Source organism: Cellulomonas rhizosphaerae (genome assembly GCF_003470205.1).
Taxonomy (GTDB): domain Bacteria; phylum Actinomycetota; class Actinomycetes; order Actinomycetales; family Cellulomonadaceae; genus Cellulomonas; species Cellulomonas rhizosphaerae.
In genome coordinates this window covers 1-17,521 of record NZ_QWKP01000156.1, presented here as the reverse complement: position 1 = coordinate 17,521, position 17,521 = coordinate 1, and the positions used below count along the sequence as shown (strand labels likewise).

Below are 17,521 nucleotides of genomic sequence, written 5' to 3'. Positions count from 1 at the left end.
TCGTCGGCCCCGGGCAGGAGGTCCCGATCGCCGGGGGTGCGGAGAACGTGCCCGACGGCTGGGTCCGCGGCTGGACGCTGCCCGGCGTGCAGATGGTGGGCACGGACCGGCTGGCCGGGGTGCCCGACGACGAGTCACGGGTACTCGGCGCCGACGACGTGCCCGACATGCTCGACCTCACCGCGCGCACCAAGCCCGGCCCGTTCGCGCCGGAGACCTACCTCATGGGCACCTACCGCGGCATCCGCCGCGACGGGCGCCTGGTCGCGATGGCCGGCGAGCGGCTGCGGCCCGGCGGGGCCACCGAGGTCAGCGCGGTCTGCACCGACGAGGCCGTCCGAGGCCAGGGGCTCGCGTCGCGCCTCGTGCTCGCGGTCGCCCACGGGATCCAGGAGCGCGGCGAGCTGCCGATCCTGCACGCCGCGGGCGCGAACGAGGGCGCGATCCGGCTCTACCGGTCGCTCGGCTTCGAGATCCGCAAGCAGGTCGTGTTCGGCAGTGTCCACACGCCAGGTGTGCAGCCCTGATCCCCGGCGCCGAGACCCCCGACCGCCGCGGCCGGACGGGCCTCCACCTCGTCGGGCGGGACCTGGACCGCAACCCGGACGTCGTCGTCCGCGACGTCGAGCTGCTCTCGGCCGACTGGTACGTGCTGCGCGCGACCACGTACGAGCACCGCCAGCACGACGGCACGGTCACCACCGAGCGCCGCGAGACCTACGACCGCGGCGACGGCGCGACCGTCCTGCTCTACGAGCCGGCCAGGCGCACCGTCCTGCTCACCCGGCAGTTCCGATACGCCGTCTACGTCAACGAGCACCCCGACGGCATGCTGCTCGAGACGGCCGCGGGCCTGCTCGACGACGACGCCCCCGAGGAGGCCGTCCGCCGCGAGGCGGCCGAGGAGACCGGGGTCGAGATCGGCGAGATCGAGCACGTCTTCGACGTGTACATGAGCCCCGGCTCGGTCACCGAGCGCCTGCACTTCTACGCCGCGCCGTACGCGGGAACGCCGGGCGGCACGAGGGCGGGCATCGCCGAGGAGGGTGAGCACATCGAGGTCGTCGAGCTCGGGTTCGACGAGGCGCTCGCAGCCATCGGCACGACGATCGTCGACGCCAAGACCGTGATGCTCCTGCAGTGGGCCGCCCTGAGCGGCCCGTTCTCCGCGCCCCCCGCCTGACGTCCCGCGCCTCCGGAATGCCCGGAATGGGTAGCCCTGGGCGACCTGGTGCGATATACCTGGCCCCAGGCCGGGCGCCGGAAGCGCGTCGGGTCGCCGGAGTTCGGGGGGACTCATGGGTCGGCTCAAGCGGTGGGGCGTGCTCGTCGCCGTGCTCGCGCTCGCCGCGCTCGCCCTCGTCGTGCCGCAGCCACCGACCGCCAGCGCGGCCAGCGTCGTCTCCCCCGGCCCTCTGAGCACGATCACGATCTCGCCCGACCTCAACTGCGACGTCCGCTACGTCGGGGACACGTCGGCCGAGTGGTACGGCTCCACCGCCTGCGGGACGTTCTTGTCGATCAACGGCACGCTGTACGGGCCGGCCTCGGTGCCCGCCGGGAGCGGCGCGTCGCCGATCACCGCGTGGACCCGCGTCAGCCAGTCGGCCGTGAGCGGCAGCGGCACCGACGCCGACCCGTTCCAGCTGGTCACCGTGGTGCGCGCGGGGAGCACCGGCGTCACGCTGCGCCAGACGGACAGCTATGTGGTCGGGAGCGACCAGTACGACACGAGCGTGGTGATCTCCAACGGCTCGGGCACCACCCAGCTCGGCAACCTGTACACCGCGGGGGACTGCTACCTGCAGAACTCCGACTCCGGGTACGGCAAGGTCTTCGGCTCGTCGCCCGCGTGCACGTCGTCGACGTCGGCGGGCAGCCGGATCGAGCAGCTGCTTCCGCGTACCGGAGGCAACGCGTACATGCTCGACAGGTACAGCAACGTCTGGGCCTGGATCGGCACCCAGCGGCCGTTCCCGAACACGTGCGCCACCTGCACGACCTACGTCGACAACGGCGAGGGGATCAGCTGGCCGGTCAGCATCGGCGCCGGTGGCGACTCCACGTACGCCTGGTCGACGGTCTTCTCGCCGACCGGCAACGTGCCGGTCGTCGTCTCCGTCACCGCACACCGGCCGACCGTCCTGCCGTCGGGCTCCGACGGGTACACGATCCGGGTGTCGAACGGGAACGTCGGCGCGGCGATCGTCGACGAGGTGACGCTGACCCTCCCACCCGGGTTCACGTACACGCCCGGGTCGACGACGGGCGCGACGACCGCGGACCCGACGATCTCGGGGAGCACTCTGACCTTTTCCGGGCCGTTCACCGTGCCGTCGAACGGCGTCCTGCAGATCGACATCGGTGTGACCGCGAGCGCGACCGCCGGCACCTACACCGTGGATGCCGACGCGACCTCGCCGACGTTCCCGGTCAGCGGCGCGACCAACAGCGCGCCGATCACCGTGCTCGGCGTCACCGACCTCGCCATCACGAAGACCGCTGCGTCCTCCACGGTGGTCGCGGGTGGGACTGCCCTCGTCTTCCGCCTCACCGTGACGAACGTCGGGTCAGGGACCGCCACCGGGATCCGCATCGCCGACACGCCGCCGAACGGCATGACCTTCACGCCGACCGGCAGCACCCCGGGGTGCTTCCTGGCGAGCGGCGTCGTCACGTGCTCCGTCGCCGACCTCGCGCCCGGCGCGTCCGCGAACGTCGACGTCGCGCTCACCGCTCTCTCGACAGCTCTGCCGGGTGCGCGCAGCAACACGGCTGTCGTCAGTGCGGATGTCGACGACACCAACCTCCTCAACAACTCGGCGAGCGCACCCTTCTCCGTGGTGCGGCAGTCCGACGTCTCGGTGACCAAGTCCGGGCCTGCGGTCGTCGCCCCGGGTGCCAACGTCACGTACACGATGACCGTCCGCAACGCCGGCCCGTCCTCGGCTGACATCGCGCTCTCGGACCTCGTGGCGGGCGGGCTCTCGGTCGTCAGCCTGAGCGGCGCGGGCTCGTGCTCGGTCACGACGGCGACCTGCTCGCTCTCGCTCGCGTCGGGCGGGGCCGCGACGCTCACCCTCGTCGGGCGGACCTCGTCGGCGCTGCCCGACGGCGGCACCGTCTCCAACACCGCGACCGTCACGACCACCAGCACCGACCCGAATGCCGCCAACGACAGCGCGACCACGACCGCGACCGTGCAGCGCTCGGCCGACCTGCGCGTGCAGAAGCGGCTGCTCGACGACGCGATCGTCGCGGGCAGGTCCGCCCGCTACGAGGTGGTCGTGACGAACCTCGGTCCGTCGCAGGCGACCGACGTCGTCGTCGTCGACACCCTGCCACCCGAGGCGGTCCTCGACCCGTCCCAGTCGTCGCCGGCCTGCAGTGCCGCGGGCTCGACGGTGACGTGCGCGGCGGGCACGGTCGACGCGGGCCCGACGCCCGGCACCGCCGGCCTGGCGAGCACCTTCGTCATCGCCTTCGAGGTCCCGGCCGGCGCGGAGGCCGGGACGGCCCTGACCAACTCCGCCACGGTCGCCGGCAGCGAGAGCGATCCTGCGCCCGCGAACAACACGGTCACGGTCGAGTCGGACGTCACGCGGCAGGTGGACCTGGCGGTGACGAAGACGTCGACCGACGAGCCCGCCGCGGCCGGCGGCCCGGTGACCTACGCGATGACGGTCACGAACCGCGGGCCGTCCCAGGCGTCCGACGTGGTGCTCACGGATCCCGCCATCGACGGCGCGACCTGGCAGTCCGCGACGGTCACCGGTGGCGCCGCGAATGACTGCTCCGTGACGGGTGGCGACCTGACCTGCACGGTTCCGGTTCTCCCTGTCGGCGACACGGTCACGGTGACCCTCGTGGGCGAGGTCGACGATCCTTCGGCGCTGGTCGAGCTGGAGAACACCGTGACGGTGACCTCCGCGGAGCCCGAGGTCGACGACGCCGACAACGTGGCGACGGAGACCACCGACGTCACGGCCACGAGCGGCCTCGACGTCGCGAAGTCGGACGGGGTCTCGTCCGTCGTGGCCGGAGGGCCGATCAGCTACACGATCACGGCGATCAACCGGGGTCCGTCGACGGCACCCGGCGTCTCTCTCGTCGACGTGGTTCCCGCGACCATCACCGACGTCAGCGTCGACCCGCTCCCTGCGGGAGTCACGTGCGAGATCGTCGAGAACCGCATCGCGTGCAGCCTCGGTTCGTTGCCGCCCGACCTCGACGGCTCGGACCCGGTGGTCATCACGGTCACCGGGACCGTCGCCTCGACGGTCGCCGCCGGGACCTCGCTCACCAACACCGCCGAGCTCACCGACGACCTGGGTGGCGAGAACCGTTCGACCGAGATCACCCCGGTGACCCAGTCCTCGGCCCTGTCCGTCGTCAAGACGCCGCTCGCCGGCTCGGTGGTCGCCGGCGGGACCGTGCAGTGGTCCGTCGAGCTGAACAACGCGGGGCCGTCCGTGACGACGGGCTCCGTGCTCCTGGAGGCTCCCGACCCGGGCGTCCGCGTCACGTCGATCACCGGGGGCGCCACGTGCGTCATCGCCTCGTTGCGGTGCGACCTGCCGGCGATCCTCCCGGGCGTCCCGCTCGTCCTCACGGTGACCGGCACCGTCGACCCGTCCTACGCGGCCGACACGCTCGGCAACGCGGTCACGGTCCTCGACCCGCATGGCGAGGACGCGGGGGACACCACCACGGTGGACGTGACCCGGTCGGCGGACCTCGTGGTCACCAAGCTGGCCGATCCTGCGACGGTCATCCCGGGGGAGGACGCGACCTACCGCGTCACGGTCCGCAACGACGGGCCCAGCACCGCCACGGACGTCACGGTCACCGACACGCTCCCCGCCGGACTCACGTTCCTGCCCGACTCGAGCAGCGACGGGTGCAGCGCGGCGGGCCAGGTGGTGACGTGCGACGTCGGCAGACTCGCTGTGGGTGACCTCCAGCGGCTGACCCTCGTCGCGTCGTCGAGCGCGGCCCTCGACGGGCCGCTCGACAACACGCTGACGGCTGGCGGCGTGGAGGACGACCCGACGCCCGCCACGGCCACGGCGACGACGGACTTCGAGCCGGCCGCGGACCTCTCGCTCACCAAGTCGGGAACGTCTGTCCTCGCTGGACGGGACATCACCTGGACGCTCGTCGTCGACGACCAGGGTCCGTCGACCGCCACGGGCGTGGTCGTTCGCGACCGCCTGCCCGACGGCACGACCTTCCGCAGCGCGACGGCCAGCGACGGGTCCGTGTGCTCGCACGCGGACGGCGTGGTCACCTGTGCCCTGGCGGACCTCAGCCCCGGCGCACCCGTGACGGTGACCATCGTGGTGGCCACCGACCCGGACTCGGTTCCGGTGGGCCAGCTGCTCGTCTCGGTCTCGAACGTCGCCACGGTCGCTGCGACGACACCCGACGACGACCCCGCCGACAACGCAGCCTCCGGGACCGCCGTGATCGCCGCCGGGGTGGACCTCGCGGCGACGAAGACCGGCCCGTCGACCGCGGTGGCGGGTACCCGGGTCACGTACGTCGTCGGTGCCAGCAACGCCGGGCCGTCGACCGCGAGCGCCGTGACGGTGAGCGACGTCCTCCCGGCCGACCTGCAGTTCGTCCCCGAGGCATCGGACCCTTCCTGTCGTCTCACCGACCGAGGGACCAACACGGTGACGTGCACGAGCACCGGGCTCCTGCCTCCGGGCGAGGCGATCGCCTTCGACGTCGTCGCACTCGTCGGTCCGTCGGTCGCGCAGGGGTCGGTGCTCACCGACACGGCCTCGGCCGAGGCTTTCCAGCCGGACCTCGCCCCCGAGCTCCCGGCGACCGTCAGGACGCTCGTCACGGCGAGCGCGGACGTGTCGGTCACCAAGTCGGCGTCGGCCTCGGTCGTCGCAGCCGGCGCCCCGCTGACCTACACCGTCGTCATCCGCAACGCGGGCCCCTCCTCGGCCGTCGGCATCACGTTCAGCGACGGCGCCCCCGCGCTCCTGCGCGGCGGCCTGCGCGCGGGGGCGAAGGGCTCTCCCGCCTGCCCGGTCGTCGGAGTCTCGTTCGAGTGCGCCATCCCCGAGCTCCTGCCGGGCGAGTCCCTCACCCTGCGTGTCCCGGTCACGACCGACCCGGGCACGCCGGACGGCACGACGGTGACGAACACCATCGAGGTCGCGAGCAAGGTGGACGACCCCGACCTGAGCAACAACAGCGATGACGCGACGGTCCGGATCGACCGCGAGTCGACGCTGTCGGTGAGCAAGTCAGCGGACGTGCGCAAGCCTCACGTGGGCGACGAGGTGACGTGGACGCTGGTCGTGAGCAACGACGGGCCGTCGGTCAGCGACGCCGTGCGGCTCGCCGACACGCTGCCGGACGGCCTCGAGCTCGTCGCGGCCGACGCTCCGTGCGAGGCCGGTCAGAGCGACGGCGGCGCGACGGTGGTCACGTGCGACGTCGGCGGGCTCGATCCCGGTGAGAGCGTGGCGCTGGCCGTGCGCACCCGGGTGGCCGACGATGCCACCGGCGACATCGTCAACACGGTGACCGCGAGCGCCGAGGGCGCAGCCGGCGCGACCGCGTCCGCACGGATCACGGTCTCCCCGGACGAGACGCCGACGGCACCGCCGTCGCCGACGCCCGCGCCCGGAGAGACGACGGGTGAACCGCCGATCGCGGCGACGGGCACGGAGGCCGTCGGCCCCGCGGTCCTCGCCGGCATCCTCGTGGTGTCCGGCGGGGTGCTGTGGCTCCTGGCGCGCCGCAGGAGCCGCGGCTCGACGCTCTGAGGGTCGCCCGTCAGCAGCCGGGCCGGAACAGCGCGTCGGCGCCGGCGTCAGCCGAGCAGCACGTCGATCGCGCCGAGGAAGTCGTCCAGGTCCTCGGGGTCGCGCGAGGTCACCAGGGCGTAGCCGCCCTCATGGTCGACGACGACGGGCTCGTCCTTCCACTCGGCGCCGGCGTTGCGGATGTCCGTCTCGAGCGAGGCGTACGAGGTGAGCGTCTTGCCACGCACCACGTCGGCCGAGACGAGCGCCCACGGCGCGTGGCAGATCGCGGCGATCGGCTTGCCGGCGCCGGCGAACGTGCGCACCAGGGCGAGCGCCTCGTCGGACAGCCGCAGCGCGTCCGCGTTGAGCGTGCCGCCCGGGATCAGCAGCAGGTCGTAGCCCTTGGCGTCGACCTCGGCGAGCTTGATGTCGGGCTTGATCGTCGCGCCCGGCTCCTTGTTGCCGGTCAGGGTCTGGATCTTCTTCTTGCCCTTGAGGGCGGCGATGGTCACCTTGGCGCCCGACGAGCGCAGGTGCGCGACCGGCACCACCAGCTCGTCCTGCTCGACGCCGTAGTTGGTGACGATGGCGAGAATGCGACGACCCTTGAGCGCAGAGCTGGACATAGGGCCCACCGTAGGGGGTGAAGCCGGGTGCGCGCTGTGCGTGCGCGTTCAGCGCCTGCGGCGGCGCTCGAGCACGTCGCGCACCGGCGGCACCACGGTGCCCTGCGTCAGCAGGTGCGCACGGGTCAGGCGCCGGTTGTGCAGCACGCCGACCACTCCGATCACCCACGGCACGAGCAGCGAGCTGAACGCCAGCCTGTACGCGTCGAGCGAGTACGTCGTCGCGCCCGCAGGTGACGCGAGCTGCAGCACGACGCCGACGGCCAGCACCGCGCCGATCGTCGAGATGAAGCCGCCCGTGTTGACGAACCCGGTCGCGGTGCCGAGCGACGCCGCGGGCGTCGACGTGCGCGCGAAGTCCATCCCGACGAGCGACACCGGCCCGCCCGCGCCGACGGCGATCACGAACACGACGAGCACCCACAGGGGCTGCGGCGTGGACGGCACGAGCAGCAGCACCCACGCGGCGAGCGTGACCACGCAGCTGGTCAGCACGGCCCAGCTCCGGCGCAGCGGGTGTCGGGCGGTGAATCGCCCGACGAGGGGCCCCGCGCCCATCGCCGTCAGCGTGAGGATCGTCAGCAGCAACGACGCCTCCGCCCGGCTGCGGCCCTGCGCGGTGATGAAGAACGGCACGCCCCACAGCAGCGAGACGACGTTGGCGCTGAACGGCGTGACGAAGTGGCTCCAGAACCCGAGCCGCGTGCCGGCCGGCTTGACCGCGAGCCGCACCGCCGGCACGAACTTCGTCGGCGCTGCCGGGGCGACGGTGCCCGACGAACGGATCCCGACGAACGCGACGACCGACGCGACCACCCCCGCCGCGGCGAGCGCCCCGAACGTCGCACCCCACCCCTGCGCGTGCAGGAGCCAGGCGACCGGGATCGCCGACGCGAGCTGCCCCGACTGCCCGATCAGGCCCGTGATCTGCACCATCACCGGCACGCGCCGCGCGGGGAACCACTCGGAGACCAGCCGGATCGCGCTGATGAACAGCCCCGCGTCGCCTGCGCCGATCAGCACGCGCGCGGCCAGCGCCCACGGCACGGTGTCCGCGAGCGAGAGCACGAGCTGCCCGGCGGCCATGACGAGCGACCCGGCCGTGATGACCGCGCGCGGCCCGAACCGGTCGAGCAGCCGGCCTGCGGGGATCTGCATCCCCGCGTACACCGCGAGCTGCGTGACGGACAGCGCCGCGAGGCCCGTGGCGGACAGGTCGAAGCGGTCGATCGCCTCGACGCCCGCGACGCCGAGGGCCGTGCGGTGGGTGACGCCGACGAAGTAGGCGACGACCGCGCAGGTCCACACCGCCATCGCGGTGCGGCCGGTCGAGGGTGCGCGGCCGCCGGTCACCGGCACGTCGCGCCCGACATCGACAGACCTCTCGCAGGAAGGCGCGGCACGGCCGTGGGCCATGCCGCGAAGGACTCCAGAGTAGGCCGGGTCAGGACCCCGCCGGGACCCACTCCGCGGACGTGATCGCCTGGAAGCTGATCACCGAGGGCTCGTCGAAGGCCTGCGTCAGGAACGCTGTGTTGACGTTCTCCCAGCTCAGCAGCTGCCCGGTCGTCGGGTCGATCACCAGGATCACCGTGTCGTCCCCGGCCTGGGAGCCCCGCAGCGCGACCGCGTCGCCCGCCCGTCCCACGCGGTCCCGCGTGGTGCCGAGATCCTGCACCGCGCTCTCGTCGGCCAGGACCGTCCAGATGGCCTGCGACAGGTCGCTCGGGACCACGGCCGTGCCGTAGAGCCGGACGATCTGGCTCACGATGCACTGGGGCTCCGCGCCCGTACACGTGTCGCCACCGTCCGCGACGAGCGCCGCGCGCAGCGCAGCGGGGTCGCGCGGCAGGTCGGCCGCGCGGTCGGCGTCGAACGTGCCCGCGGGCGTCCGGGTCGTGGCCACGGCGCCGCCTCTCGGGTACCGACCCTCGTCGACGACGAGCCCGCCGAGCCCGAGGGCGGGCGCGCGTACCTCCTTGCTGACGGCGGAGCCGTCGGGGGAGACCTCGAGCGTCCCGAATGTGGGGAACAGGACCGCGTCCACGCCTGCGGTCGAGCTGAGGTACCACGCGTACGAACGGATCCGTTGGATGCCCGAACCCGTGACGACGGGCTGGGTCCCGGCGGACGCCGCGATGGCGGTCAGCGTGTCGTGCGCCGGCGGGAGCGTCCCGGCCATCGCCTCGGCGACCGTCCCGCCCGAGTACTGCAGCGACGGTGGCGGACCGGCCTCGGCGGGGGTCGAGCGGGACTGCCACGACACCCCGGCGACGACGATCCCCGCGACAGCCGCCGCGACGGCGAGCGCGCGTAGCCAGGTCGGGGCGCCACGGCGAGCCGGGACCTGCGAGGGTGCCTCCTGCGGCGACGCGAGGATCCGCGCGAGGATCGCCTCGTCGGCGTCCGAGAGCGGCTCGGGCCGCTGGCCGGGCGCGCCCAGCAGCTCGCGCAGGCGCCGCGCCTCGGCGTCGGCGCCCTGGATCTGGGGGTCGGTCACGGGCGCACCCCCTGCCGGACCTGCTCGTCGCCGAGCGCCTTCTCCACCCGGCGCCGTGCGCGCATGAGGCGCGCGCGCATCGCAGTCGGCGAGCAGCCGAGCGCGAACGCGGCCTCGCTGGGCGTCAGGCCGCCCCACACCACGAGCTCGAGCGCGTCCCGGTCGGTTGCGGGCAGATCGGCCAGCAGGCGGGTCACGCGGTCGTCGCCGAGCACGCGCTCCGTCTCGTCGGGCAGCACGTGCCGGCCTGCCGCGACACGGTCCGCAGTCCGCTGCCGGCGACCGCGCGAACGCAGCGCGTGGCCGCACTCGTAGTGCGCGGTCTTGTAGATCCAGGCGCGCCGCATGCCCTCGTCGCAGGGGAGCTCGGACCAGCGGCGCCACACCGTCGCGAAGGTCTCGTTGACGACGTCGTCGGCCGCGTCCGGACCGACCGTGCGCGCGACGAAGCGCCGCACGCCGGGTGCGACGGCGCGGAACAGCGCCTCGAACTCCGCGGCGGGGCTCGATGGGACCGCCTCGAGCAGCACGACCTCCCCCGACGTTCCGCGGTGGCTAGCACCCGGTCCCCCCGAGGATACGGAACGAGCGCGCGACGACCGCCGTGAGCCCGACCGTGGCGCCGGCCGTGTAGCACTGCGACGTGCCGCTGCCGTCCGAGTTCGCGTACACGCGCGCCGCTCGGGCCGTCCGGTTGCGCACCGACGAGGCGACCGAGATGCCCGTGCTGCTGAGCGCCGTCGTGTCCGTGTCCTTCAGCACGCCGGTGTAGCTGACCCCGGTCCACACGCAGAAGCTGCCGGTGTCGCAGTCCGAGACCGCCTCGGCGGCGAGCACGACCGGGGAGCCGCCGCCGTCGTCGGCCGCCGCCGGCAGGGCGAGGGCCTCCGCCGCGACGAGGGAGCCGAGGAGGACCGGCACGGCCAGGGCCGCGAGGACGGCGTGCCGTCGTCGGTGCATCGCGATCTCCTCCCACCGAGGCAAACCGTGGAGCCCTCCGGATAGAGATGCTTCGCATCGAACCGGGATCGTGGGTGGGGCCTCCCCCTACGCGGCCCCATCCACGATCACCGATTCCGTCCCCCACCCCGTACATGCCCGCTCGCACGCCGGGCGTGACACCTCGCGAACGTGATCCACGTCACACCTCACCCGATCCGATCTGCGCCGCCCGGTATCACGCGGTCGTGAGCCGCACTCATTCCGGGTACACCTCCGGTCGCCGACCGGACGGCCCACAACGGGGAGGGCAGCATGAACCGCATCACGGAGGCGACGGGCGGGATCCCGCTCAAGGACGTCGACGCCATGGCGACGAGCATCGCGGGCTCGGGCTTCAAGGCCGTCGAGCTCGCGCCCGCGCTGAGCGAGGCGTTCGGCAAGAGCCGCAACCGCGCCGTCAGCCTGGCCAGCGCCTACGCCAAGACGTTGCCGACGATCGACGACCACCGCCAGCTGTTCCAGGCGGCGGCCAAGCTCGAGCCCGACGAGCACCGCACCCTCGTCGAGGGCTACCGCAAGGCCGGGCAGGCGCAGGCCGTCGTGCACGCGGTCGGCCTGCTGCCGCGCGCCGAGGGCCGCACGATCATGGACGACCTGCTGCACAAGCCGGACGGGTCGATCGACAAGGCGGGAGCCACGTCCGTCGGCCTCTGGTTGCGCGACGCGGGCCACCAGCTCCTCGCCGCGCAGGTGCCCGTCGCGCCGGAAGACCACGACGATGCGCTCGTCGACTTCATCGAGGACGTCGGCGACGCGATCTCCGACGCCGTGAGTGCGGTCGTCGACGCGATCGGCGAAGCCATCGAGGACTTCGTCGCCGCGATCGAGGACGTCGTCAACTGGCTGGCCACCGAGGTCGCGGCCCTGGCCCGCTCGCTCGTGGCGGCCTTCGCCACGCTCGGCGAGCTGTTCGTCAAGGTGCTCGAGGCCGGCTACGAGGTGGTCCGCAAGATCATCAAGGGTCTCGAGGACATCGGGAAGTCGATGTTCCAGATGCTCGACGCGGCGTTCACCCTGGTCCGCGACTCGCTCATCACCATCCTGCGCGCGATGGACAGCCTGGGCCGCACCCTGGGCCAGCTGCTGTCCTACCTGGTCAACAAGGCCGCGGACCTCGTGCGCAAGGGGATCGACGCGCTGCTCGCGATCGGCAAGACGATCGGCAACCTCATCGAGCAGGCCGCCGCCGCGGCGCTCTCGCTCGTGGACAAAGTCGTCCGTGCGCTCGTCGACCTCGGCAAGGCGATCGGCGAGATCCTCGCGACGATCGTCGCGAAGTCGCTCGAGCTGCTCAAGCAGGTCGTCTCGACGCTGATCTCCATCGGCCGGGCGATCGGCCAGCTGCTCCAGGACGCCTTGGCGCTCGGCCTCGACTTCCTGCGCAAGATGGCTCAGGCCGCCGCGGCGATCGGCGCCGCGCTCGCGGACCTCGCCGCGTTCATCGCCAGTGCCGCGGCCGCCGCGGTCAAGGCGGTCGTCGCGGGCATCCTCGTGGCGACGAGCTCGCTGATCAGCCTCGTCATCGAGATCGCGAAGATCGGCTTCGCGGTGCTCAAGAAGGTCGTCCAGGCCGTCTTCGAGCTCGGCCGCACCCTCGGCAACCTGCTCAAGGAGCTGGCCAAGGCGGTCGTCAGCACCCTGCGCGACGTCCTCAAGGCGGCATTCGAGCTCGGCAAGACGATCGCCGAGTTCGCGGCCGAGATGGTCAAGTACACCTACCGGGCCGCGGCGAAGTTCGTCGAGGCGGCCATCGCGGCCGGCGCGGCGGTGGCCGACCTGCTCGAGTCCGTGATCGAGGCCGGGTACTTCGTCTTCCGGCGCATGGTCAACGGCATCCTGCAGGCGCTCGGCTCGGTCGCCTCCGTGTTCTCCTGGCTCCTGGCCCGTGGCGCCGACCTAGCGTCCGAGCTGTGGCGGCAGGCGGTGCTCGCGGTCCGGTTCGTCAAGAACGCGGTCGGCGAGATCCTGTCCTGGGCGCTCGCGCAGACCAAGGCGGTCTTCGAGACGATCGTCAAAGCCATCGAAGCGATCGGCGCGGCCATCGCGGAGGTCATCGACTGGGCCCTCGCGGTCGGATCCGCGGCCCTCGAGTGGCTCGGCGAGGTCACGGTCAAGATCGGCAACTCGCTCTCGTACGTCCTGTCCTACATCGAGGACGACGTGCTGCCGGCGATCGCGTCGGTCATCAAGGGCGCGCTGCGGGCGGGCGCCGCGATCGCGGGCATCATCGCCTGGGCCGTCGAGCGGGCCGCAGCGACCCTGCGCACCGCCGTCGGGGCGCTGCTGGCGGCGGGGGCCACGATCGGCCAGCTCGTCGTCGCGACCCTGCTGCACGCGGGCGACGCGCTCGGCAACCTGCTCAAGGCGCTCGACGCGCTCGGCACGGCGTTCTCGACCATCGCGAACGACGTGTGGAGCATCGGGGGTGAGGCGTGGGAGCGGTTCGTGCTCGCCGCCAAGGAGGTGGGCCGTGGGGTCGTCGAGATCCTCGAGGCCGCGCTCGAGATCGTCGGCGGGGCGGTCGCGTCGGCCATCGCGATCCTGCTGCGCACGCTCGCCTCGTACCGCGAGATGTCACCGCAGGAGAAGGCCGACGCCAACCTCGTCTTCGGTCCCGCCCTGGACCTGTCCGACGTGTACGTCGCCACCGAGTCGATCACCAACGACGTCATCTTCGGCATCCAGGACTTCTTCACCGGCAACCCGGACTCCCGGGCGTTCGTCACCGACACGCTGATCAACTTCGACGTCGACGACGGCCCCCTCGAGCGCCGCAAGATGATCCACGAGCTGACCCACGTCTGGCAGTTCAAGACGACGGGCCCGTTCTACCTGGTCGAGGCCATCCACGCGCAGATCGCCGGCGACGGCTACAACTACGGGTACGACGAGGGCGTCGCCAGTGTCTCGATCGTCACCGACTACGCCGGCACCACGAAGAACGAGGACCGCGGCGAGGCCACGGGCGAGGGCGGCCAGGACGACCTCATCGCGGCCGGCGGCAACTTCGACCACTTCAACCGCGAGCAGCAGGGCCAGATCTTCATGCACTGGTTCGTGCGGGCGGTGCTGCAGGCCCGGCCCGCGCCCGAGGTCGCGGCGTGGGAGCCGTACGTGCAGGCGGTCCGGGCGTCGTGAACGTCGTCCTGGTCGCACCGTCGGCGGCGCGGGCACTGCTCGCGCCGCTGACGGCGTGCTGGTCGGTGACCCACGCCGCGCCGGGGTCGTCCCTGGCCGAGGTGGCCCGGGGGGCCGACGCGGTGCTCGTCGCGGGGTCGCGTCACCGGTCGCCTCGCACGGTCCTGCCCGGTCCGATGGTGCTCGACGACGGGCGCCCCGTACCCGTGGCGTGGCTGCCGCTGGTCGACGCGGAGTCGACCGAGCGGTTCGCCGAGACCGCGGCCTCGGTCCACGCGCGCGCGTCCCGCCGGCTCACCGTGGCCGTGCTCGGTCAGCGGCTGTCGCGGTACGAGGACCTGGCCGGGCGGATCGCCCGCGTCGCGTCGGCGCACGGACCCGTGCGCCGGTGGACCTCGTACGACATCGGCCGGTCCGACCTCGTCGACGGGCTGCGGCGCGGACCCGCGCTCGCGGTCTACGTGGGCCACGGGCGGTCGATCGGGTGGGTCGGCTACGCCGGCCTGCGCGCGCACCACTTCCCGTCCTCGCCGGGGGCTCCCGTCGGGGCGGTGGTCTCGCTCGCCTGCCGCACCGCGAGCAGGCAGCGCACCGGGCTCTCGTTCAGCGAGGCCCTCGTCGTGCGCGGCATCGCCGCCTCCGCGGTCGGGGCCACCGGCCCCACGCTGCACACCGCCAACGCCCGCTGGGCGCTGCGCGTGGCCGACGGCGCCTCCCGCGCCGCCACCGTCGGCGAGCTCGTCGCGGCGGCCGCCGCCGCGGACCCGCACGCGGACTTCTACCGGATCGTCGGCGACCCCACGGCACCGCTGCTCGACGACCCGTCCTTCGAGACCCTGGAGGTGGCCTGATGACCACGACCGACACCGACGTCCTGTCCCGCCTGCGCACGGAGCTCGCCTCCGTCCGCCCGGACATCGCCGAGACCGCACCCGCGGACGCGACGCTCAAGCACGACCTCGAGATCGACTCGCTCGACGTGCTCGAGTACGTCGCGCGCGTCGAGGCCGCGTTCGGGCTCGTCGTGCCCGACGAGGACTGGCAGGCGGTCGCGACCCTCGACTCGCTCGCCGCGTACGTGACGGCGCACCGGACCATCCCGTGAGCGCACTCGTCACCGGCTACGGGGCGGTCACCGCGCTCGGCTCGGCGCCGGACACGTGGGACGGAATCCTCGCCGGACGGTCGGCGGCGCGACCGTGGGACGACCTGGCCGACGAGGGCTTCGCCGTGACGACCGCGTGCCGGGTCACGCACCTGCCGGCCGGCGACCCGACGCGGCGCGGTCGTGCCCTCGCCGACGCGGCGCTCGCCGACGCGCTCGCGCTCGCGGACGGCGCCCTGGACGGGGTCGCGCCCTCGCGTGTGGGTGTCTACCTCGGCACGACGATGGGGGAGTCGGCCGGCTACGAGCAGGCGACCTCGTCGTTCTCCGCGGCTGCGCACCACGGCGGGGCGCTCGCCGACCACGTGGCGTCGCTCGTCGGGGCGACCGGGCCCGTGCGCGCCTTCGGGACCGCGTGCGCGGCGGGCAACTACGCGATCGGGGCCGCCGCCGCGGCGGTGCGCGCCGGGCGCGTGGACGTCGCGGTCGCGGGCGGGGTCGAGCCGTTCTCGCGCATCGCGATGGTCGGCTTCTCGCGCATGCGGGCCATGACGCCGGACCTGTGCCGGCCGTTCGTCGCGGGTCGCCGCGGCATGCAGCTGGGCGAGGGTGCGGCGTTCGTCGTCATCGAGTCGTCGGCTCGGGTGGCCGCGCGGCGTGCTCGCGCCCGGGCCGTCGTCGGTGCCCTGGGCCTGGCGTCCGACGCGCACCACCCGACCTCCCCGCGCCCCGACGGCTCCGGGATGGCGTCCGCGATGGTCTCTGCCCTCTCGCGCAGCTCGCTGTCGCCCGCGGAGGTGGGCTGGGTCAGCGCGCACGGCACCGGGACGCCGCAGTCCGACGCCGCCGAGGCGGTCGCGCTGCGCTCGGTGTTCCCTTCCGGGGTGCCCGTCTCGAGCATCAAGGGCGCGATCGGGCACACGATGGGGGCCGCGTCGGCCGTCGAGACCGTCGTCGCCGTCCGCGCCCTCGAGGAAGGGCTCGCGCCGCCCAACGTCAACGGCTCGTCGCCCGACCCGTCGCTCGAGCTCGACGTCGTCGTCACCCCGCGCGCGGCCGACCTGCGCTGGGTGCTCAACTGCGCGTACGCGTTCGGCGGGCTCGACTCCGCCCTCGTCCTGGGGCGTGCGGCATGAGGACCGACGTCTCGGAGCCGCTCGTCGCCGCGGGGGACGCGGTGAGCGCGTGGGCCTCGTCGGTGCTCGTCGCGTGGGGCCCGTCCGCTGACGCGCTGTACGTCGCGACCTCGGAGGCCGGTGCGGCCGAGTCGCTCGCCTTCTGGGCGGCCGCGCGGGCGACCGGCTTCGCGCTCGCGGCGCCCGGGGCGTTCCCGTACACGCTGGCCAACGCGCCCGCGGGGCGCATCGGGACCGCGCTGGGGATCCGGGGCCCCTCGGTCACGGTGCTCGGGACGTTCGACGACGCGCTCGCGGCGGCGTCCGACGACCTCGCCGACGGCCTGTGCACGCGCGCCCTCGTCGTCCACCTGGACCCGGTGGCCCCGGCGACGACCACGACCCCGGACCCCACGCTGTGGCGCCTGGTCCACACGGTCCTCGCCGCGGACTCCCCACCGGCTGGTGCCCCGATCGGCCGCGCCCTCGCGCCGGCGCTCGACACGTAGGTCTCCTTCTTCGCGAGTGCGCCCGTCGTTGCGGGCGCGCTCGAGACGCAAGGGCCGCACTCGCGTCGTGGCGCTGGTCAGGTGCGGCGGCGGGCGAGGGCGGTGGCGACCGCGAGGGGCCAGAGGGCCTGGGCGCCGGCGACGACGCGTTCCGTGAGGCCGACGGCGTCGCCGTCCCGCTGCAGCTCGACGACGAAGGCACCGAGCAGCACGACGAGGACCGCGGACGCGCCGATGCCGACCGCGGGCCGCAGCACGCCCTTCGCGCCCCGCCGCCACGCGAGCGCCGGCCACAGCGCGAGCGCACCGAAGCCGACCGACGCCGCGATCCCGTGCGCGCGCGGCTGCGCGTCGACCGGCAGCGCGGCGACCGCGAGCGTGGCCGCGCCGCCGATCGCGTGCAGGACGCGGGCCGGCGTCGGCACCTCGCGCAGCCCGGCGGCCGTGACGATGTGCGCGATGCCGGTCACGGCCAGGCCGGTCGTCATGATCCACGGGTCGGTCGCGGAGGTCGCCGCGAGGTCGCTGATCGTGTCCGTGACCGAGTCGAACCCGGTCTGCCGGGACGCGGCGAGGGTCCATCCGCCGATCATCGCGACCGGCGCGGCGACCGCCGACCCGATCGCCCACCGAGGCACTGCGCGCGAGACGTCCATGTCCGCCCGACGCTAACCGCCCCCAGCGCGCCGCGCCCGCCCCGGCCGTCGATTCACCCCTCCCGACCCGTCCCCGACCCGCCCGCCCCCGCCCGCC

The 17,521-nt window shown here is 73.5% G+C and carries 14 protein-coding genes; 8 read left to right on the top strand and 6 right to left on the bottom strand.

Annotation, left to right across the window (positions count from 1 at the left end):
• From D1825_RS05850 to D1825_RS05840, 3 genes are all read left to right on the top strand, one after another.
• Positions 1 to 527 (top strand): GNAT family N-acetyltransferase (locus D1825_RS05850; protein ID WP_118766511.1); only part of this gene is annotated, 527 nt, incomplete at its 5' end.
• Positions 524 to 1,183 (top strand): NUDIX domain-containing protein, encoded by a 660-nt coding sequence (locus D1825_RS05845; RefSeq protein ID WP_118766510.1) that lies wholly within the window; start codon positions 524 to 526, stop codon positions 1,181 to 1,183. The genes D1825_RS05850 and D1825_RS05845, both read left to right, overlap by 4 nt.
• Before the next feature lie 115 nt (positions 1,184 to 1,298).
• Entirely contained in the window at positions 1,299 to 6,791 is a 5,493-nt protein-coding gene (locus D1825_RS05840) for a DUF11 domain-containing protein (protein ID WP_118766509.1), read from the top strand.
• A gap of 47 nt (positions 6,792 to 6,838) precedes the next feature.
• Here D1825_RS05840 and D1825_RS05835 read toward each other — a convergent pair whose 3' ends face one another.
• From D1825_RS05835 to D1825_RS05815, 5 genes are all read right to left on the bottom strand, one after another.
• Positions 6,839 to 7,399 carry a type 1 glutamine amidotransferase domain-containing protein gene (locus tag D1825_RS05835; protein ID WP_118766508.1) on the bottom strand — a complete coding sequence of 187 codons (561 nt, stop codon included), beginning with the start codon at positions 7,397 to 7,399 and terminating at the stop codon, positions 6,839 to 6,841.
• Between the two features lie 48 nt (positions 7,400 to 7,447).
• Positions 7,448 to 8,752, bottom strand: coding sequence for an MFS transporter (locus tag D1825_RS05830; RefSeq protein ID WP_233549657.1), 1,305 nt, complete (start codon positions 8,750 to 8,752; stop codon positions 7,448 to 7,450).
• A gap of 91 nt (positions 8,753 to 8,843) precedes the next feature.
• Positions 8,844 to 9,899 carry a hypothetical protein gene (locus D1825_RS05825; protein ID WP_118766506.1) on the bottom strand — a complete coding sequence of 352 codons (1,056 nt, stop codon included), beginning with the start codon at positions 9,897 to 9,899 and terminating at the stop codon, positions 8,844 to 8,846.
• Positions 9,896 to 10,429 (bottom strand): RNA polymerase sigma factor, encoded by a 534-nt coding sequence (locus D1825_RS05820; RefSeq protein ID WP_118766505.1) that lies wholly within the window; start codon positions 10,427 to 10,429, stop codon positions 9,896 to 9,898. The genes D1825_RS05825 and D1825_RS05820 overlap by 4 nt, the downstream gene beginning before the upstream one ends.
• Before the next feature lie 25 nt (positions 10,430 to 10,454).
• Complete coding sequence (locus D1825_RS05815) at positions 10,455 to 10,859, bottom strand: peptidase inhibitor family I36 protein (RefSeq protein WP_118766504.1); 405 nt, start codon at positions 10,857 to 10,859, stop codon at positions 10,455 to 10,457.
• A gap of 294 nt (positions 10,860 to 11,153) precedes the next feature.
• Between D1825_RS05815 and D1825_RS05810 the strand changes: the two genes are divergently transcribed.
• The 5 genes from D1825_RS05810 to D1825_RS05790 are packed head-to-tail and all read left to right on the top strand — an operon-like array spanning position 11,154 to position 16,768.
• On the top strand, positions 11,154 to 14,039 hold the full coding sequence (locus tag D1825_RS05810) for a hypothetical protein (protein WP_118766503.1): 2,886 nt from the start codon (positions 11,154 to 11,156) through the stop codon (positions 14,037 to 14,039).
• Positions 14,036 to 14,890 (top strand): C25 family cysteine peptidase, encoded by an 855-nt coding sequence (locus tag D1825_RS05805; protein ID WP_158580683.1) that lies wholly within the window; start codon positions 14,036 to 14,038, stop codon positions 14,888 to 14,890. The genes D1825_RS05810 and D1825_RS05805 overlap by 4 nt, the downstream gene beginning before the upstream one ends.
• Entirely contained in the window at positions 14,890 to 15,144 is a 255-nt protein-coding gene (locus tag D1825_RS05800) for an acyl carrier protein (protein ID WP_118766501.1), read from the top strand. The genes D1825_RS05805 and D1825_RS05800 overlap by 1 nt, the downstream gene beginning before the upstream one ends.
• Positions 15,141 to 16,280 (top strand): beta-ketoacyl synthase N-terminal-like domain-containing protein, encoded by a 1,140-nt coding sequence (locus D1825_RS05795; protein WP_118766500.1) that lies wholly within the window; start codon positions 15,141 to 15,143, stop codon positions 16,278 to 16,280. Before D1825_RS05800 ends, D1825_RS05795 begins: the two co-directional genes overlap by 4 nt.
• Positions 16,277 to 16,768, top strand: coding sequence for a beta-ketoacyl-[acyl-carrier-protein] synthase family protein (locus tag D1825_RS05790; RefSeq protein WP_118766499.1), 492 nt, complete (start codon positions 16,277 to 16,279; stop codon positions 16,766 to 16,768). The genes D1825_RS05795 and D1825_RS05790 overlap by 4 nt, the downstream gene beginning before the upstream one ends.
• Positions 16,769 to 16,845: 77 nt before the next feature.
• Here the strand turns inward: D1825_RS05790 and D1825_RS05785 are convergent, their stop codons facing one another.
• Positions 16,846 to 17,424: a DUF998 domain-containing protein gene (locus D1825_RS05785; RefSeq protein WP_118766498.1), complete on the bottom strand. Its 579-nt coding sequence runs from the start codon at positions 17,422 to 17,424 to the stop codon at positions 16,846 to 16,848.
• Positions 17,425 to 17,521: the final 97 nt, after the last annotated feature.

Coding starts and splice junctions, on each gene's coding strand:
- D1825_RS05840 (WP_118766509.1), top strand. CDS start 1,299: ATGGGTCGGCTCAAGCGGTGGGGCGTGCTCGTCGCCGTGCTCGCGCTC.
- D1825_RS05835 (WP_118766508.1), bottom strand. CDS start 7,399: ATGTCCAGCTCTGCGCTCAAGGGTCGTCGCATTCTCGCCATCGTCACC.
- D1825_RS05815 (WP_118766504.1), bottom strand. CDS start 10,859: ATGCACCGACGACGGCACGCCGTCCTCGCGGCCCTGGCCGTGCCGGTC.
- D1825_RS05810 (WP_118766503.1), top strand. CDS start 11,154: ATGAACCGCATCACGGAGGCGACGGGCGGGATCCCGCTCAAGGACGTC.
- D1825_RS05800 (WP_118766501.1), top strand. CDS start 14,890: ATGACCACGACCGACACCGACGTCCTGTCCCGCCTGCGCACGGAGCTC.
- D1825_RS05790 (WP_118766499.1), top strand. CDS start 16,277: ATGAGGACCGACGTCTCGGAGCCGCTCGTCGCCGCGGGGGACGCGGTG.
- D1825_RS05785 (WP_118766498.1), bottom strand. CDS start 17,424: ATGGACGTCTCGCGCGCAGTGCCTCGGTGGGCGATCGGGTCGGCGGTC.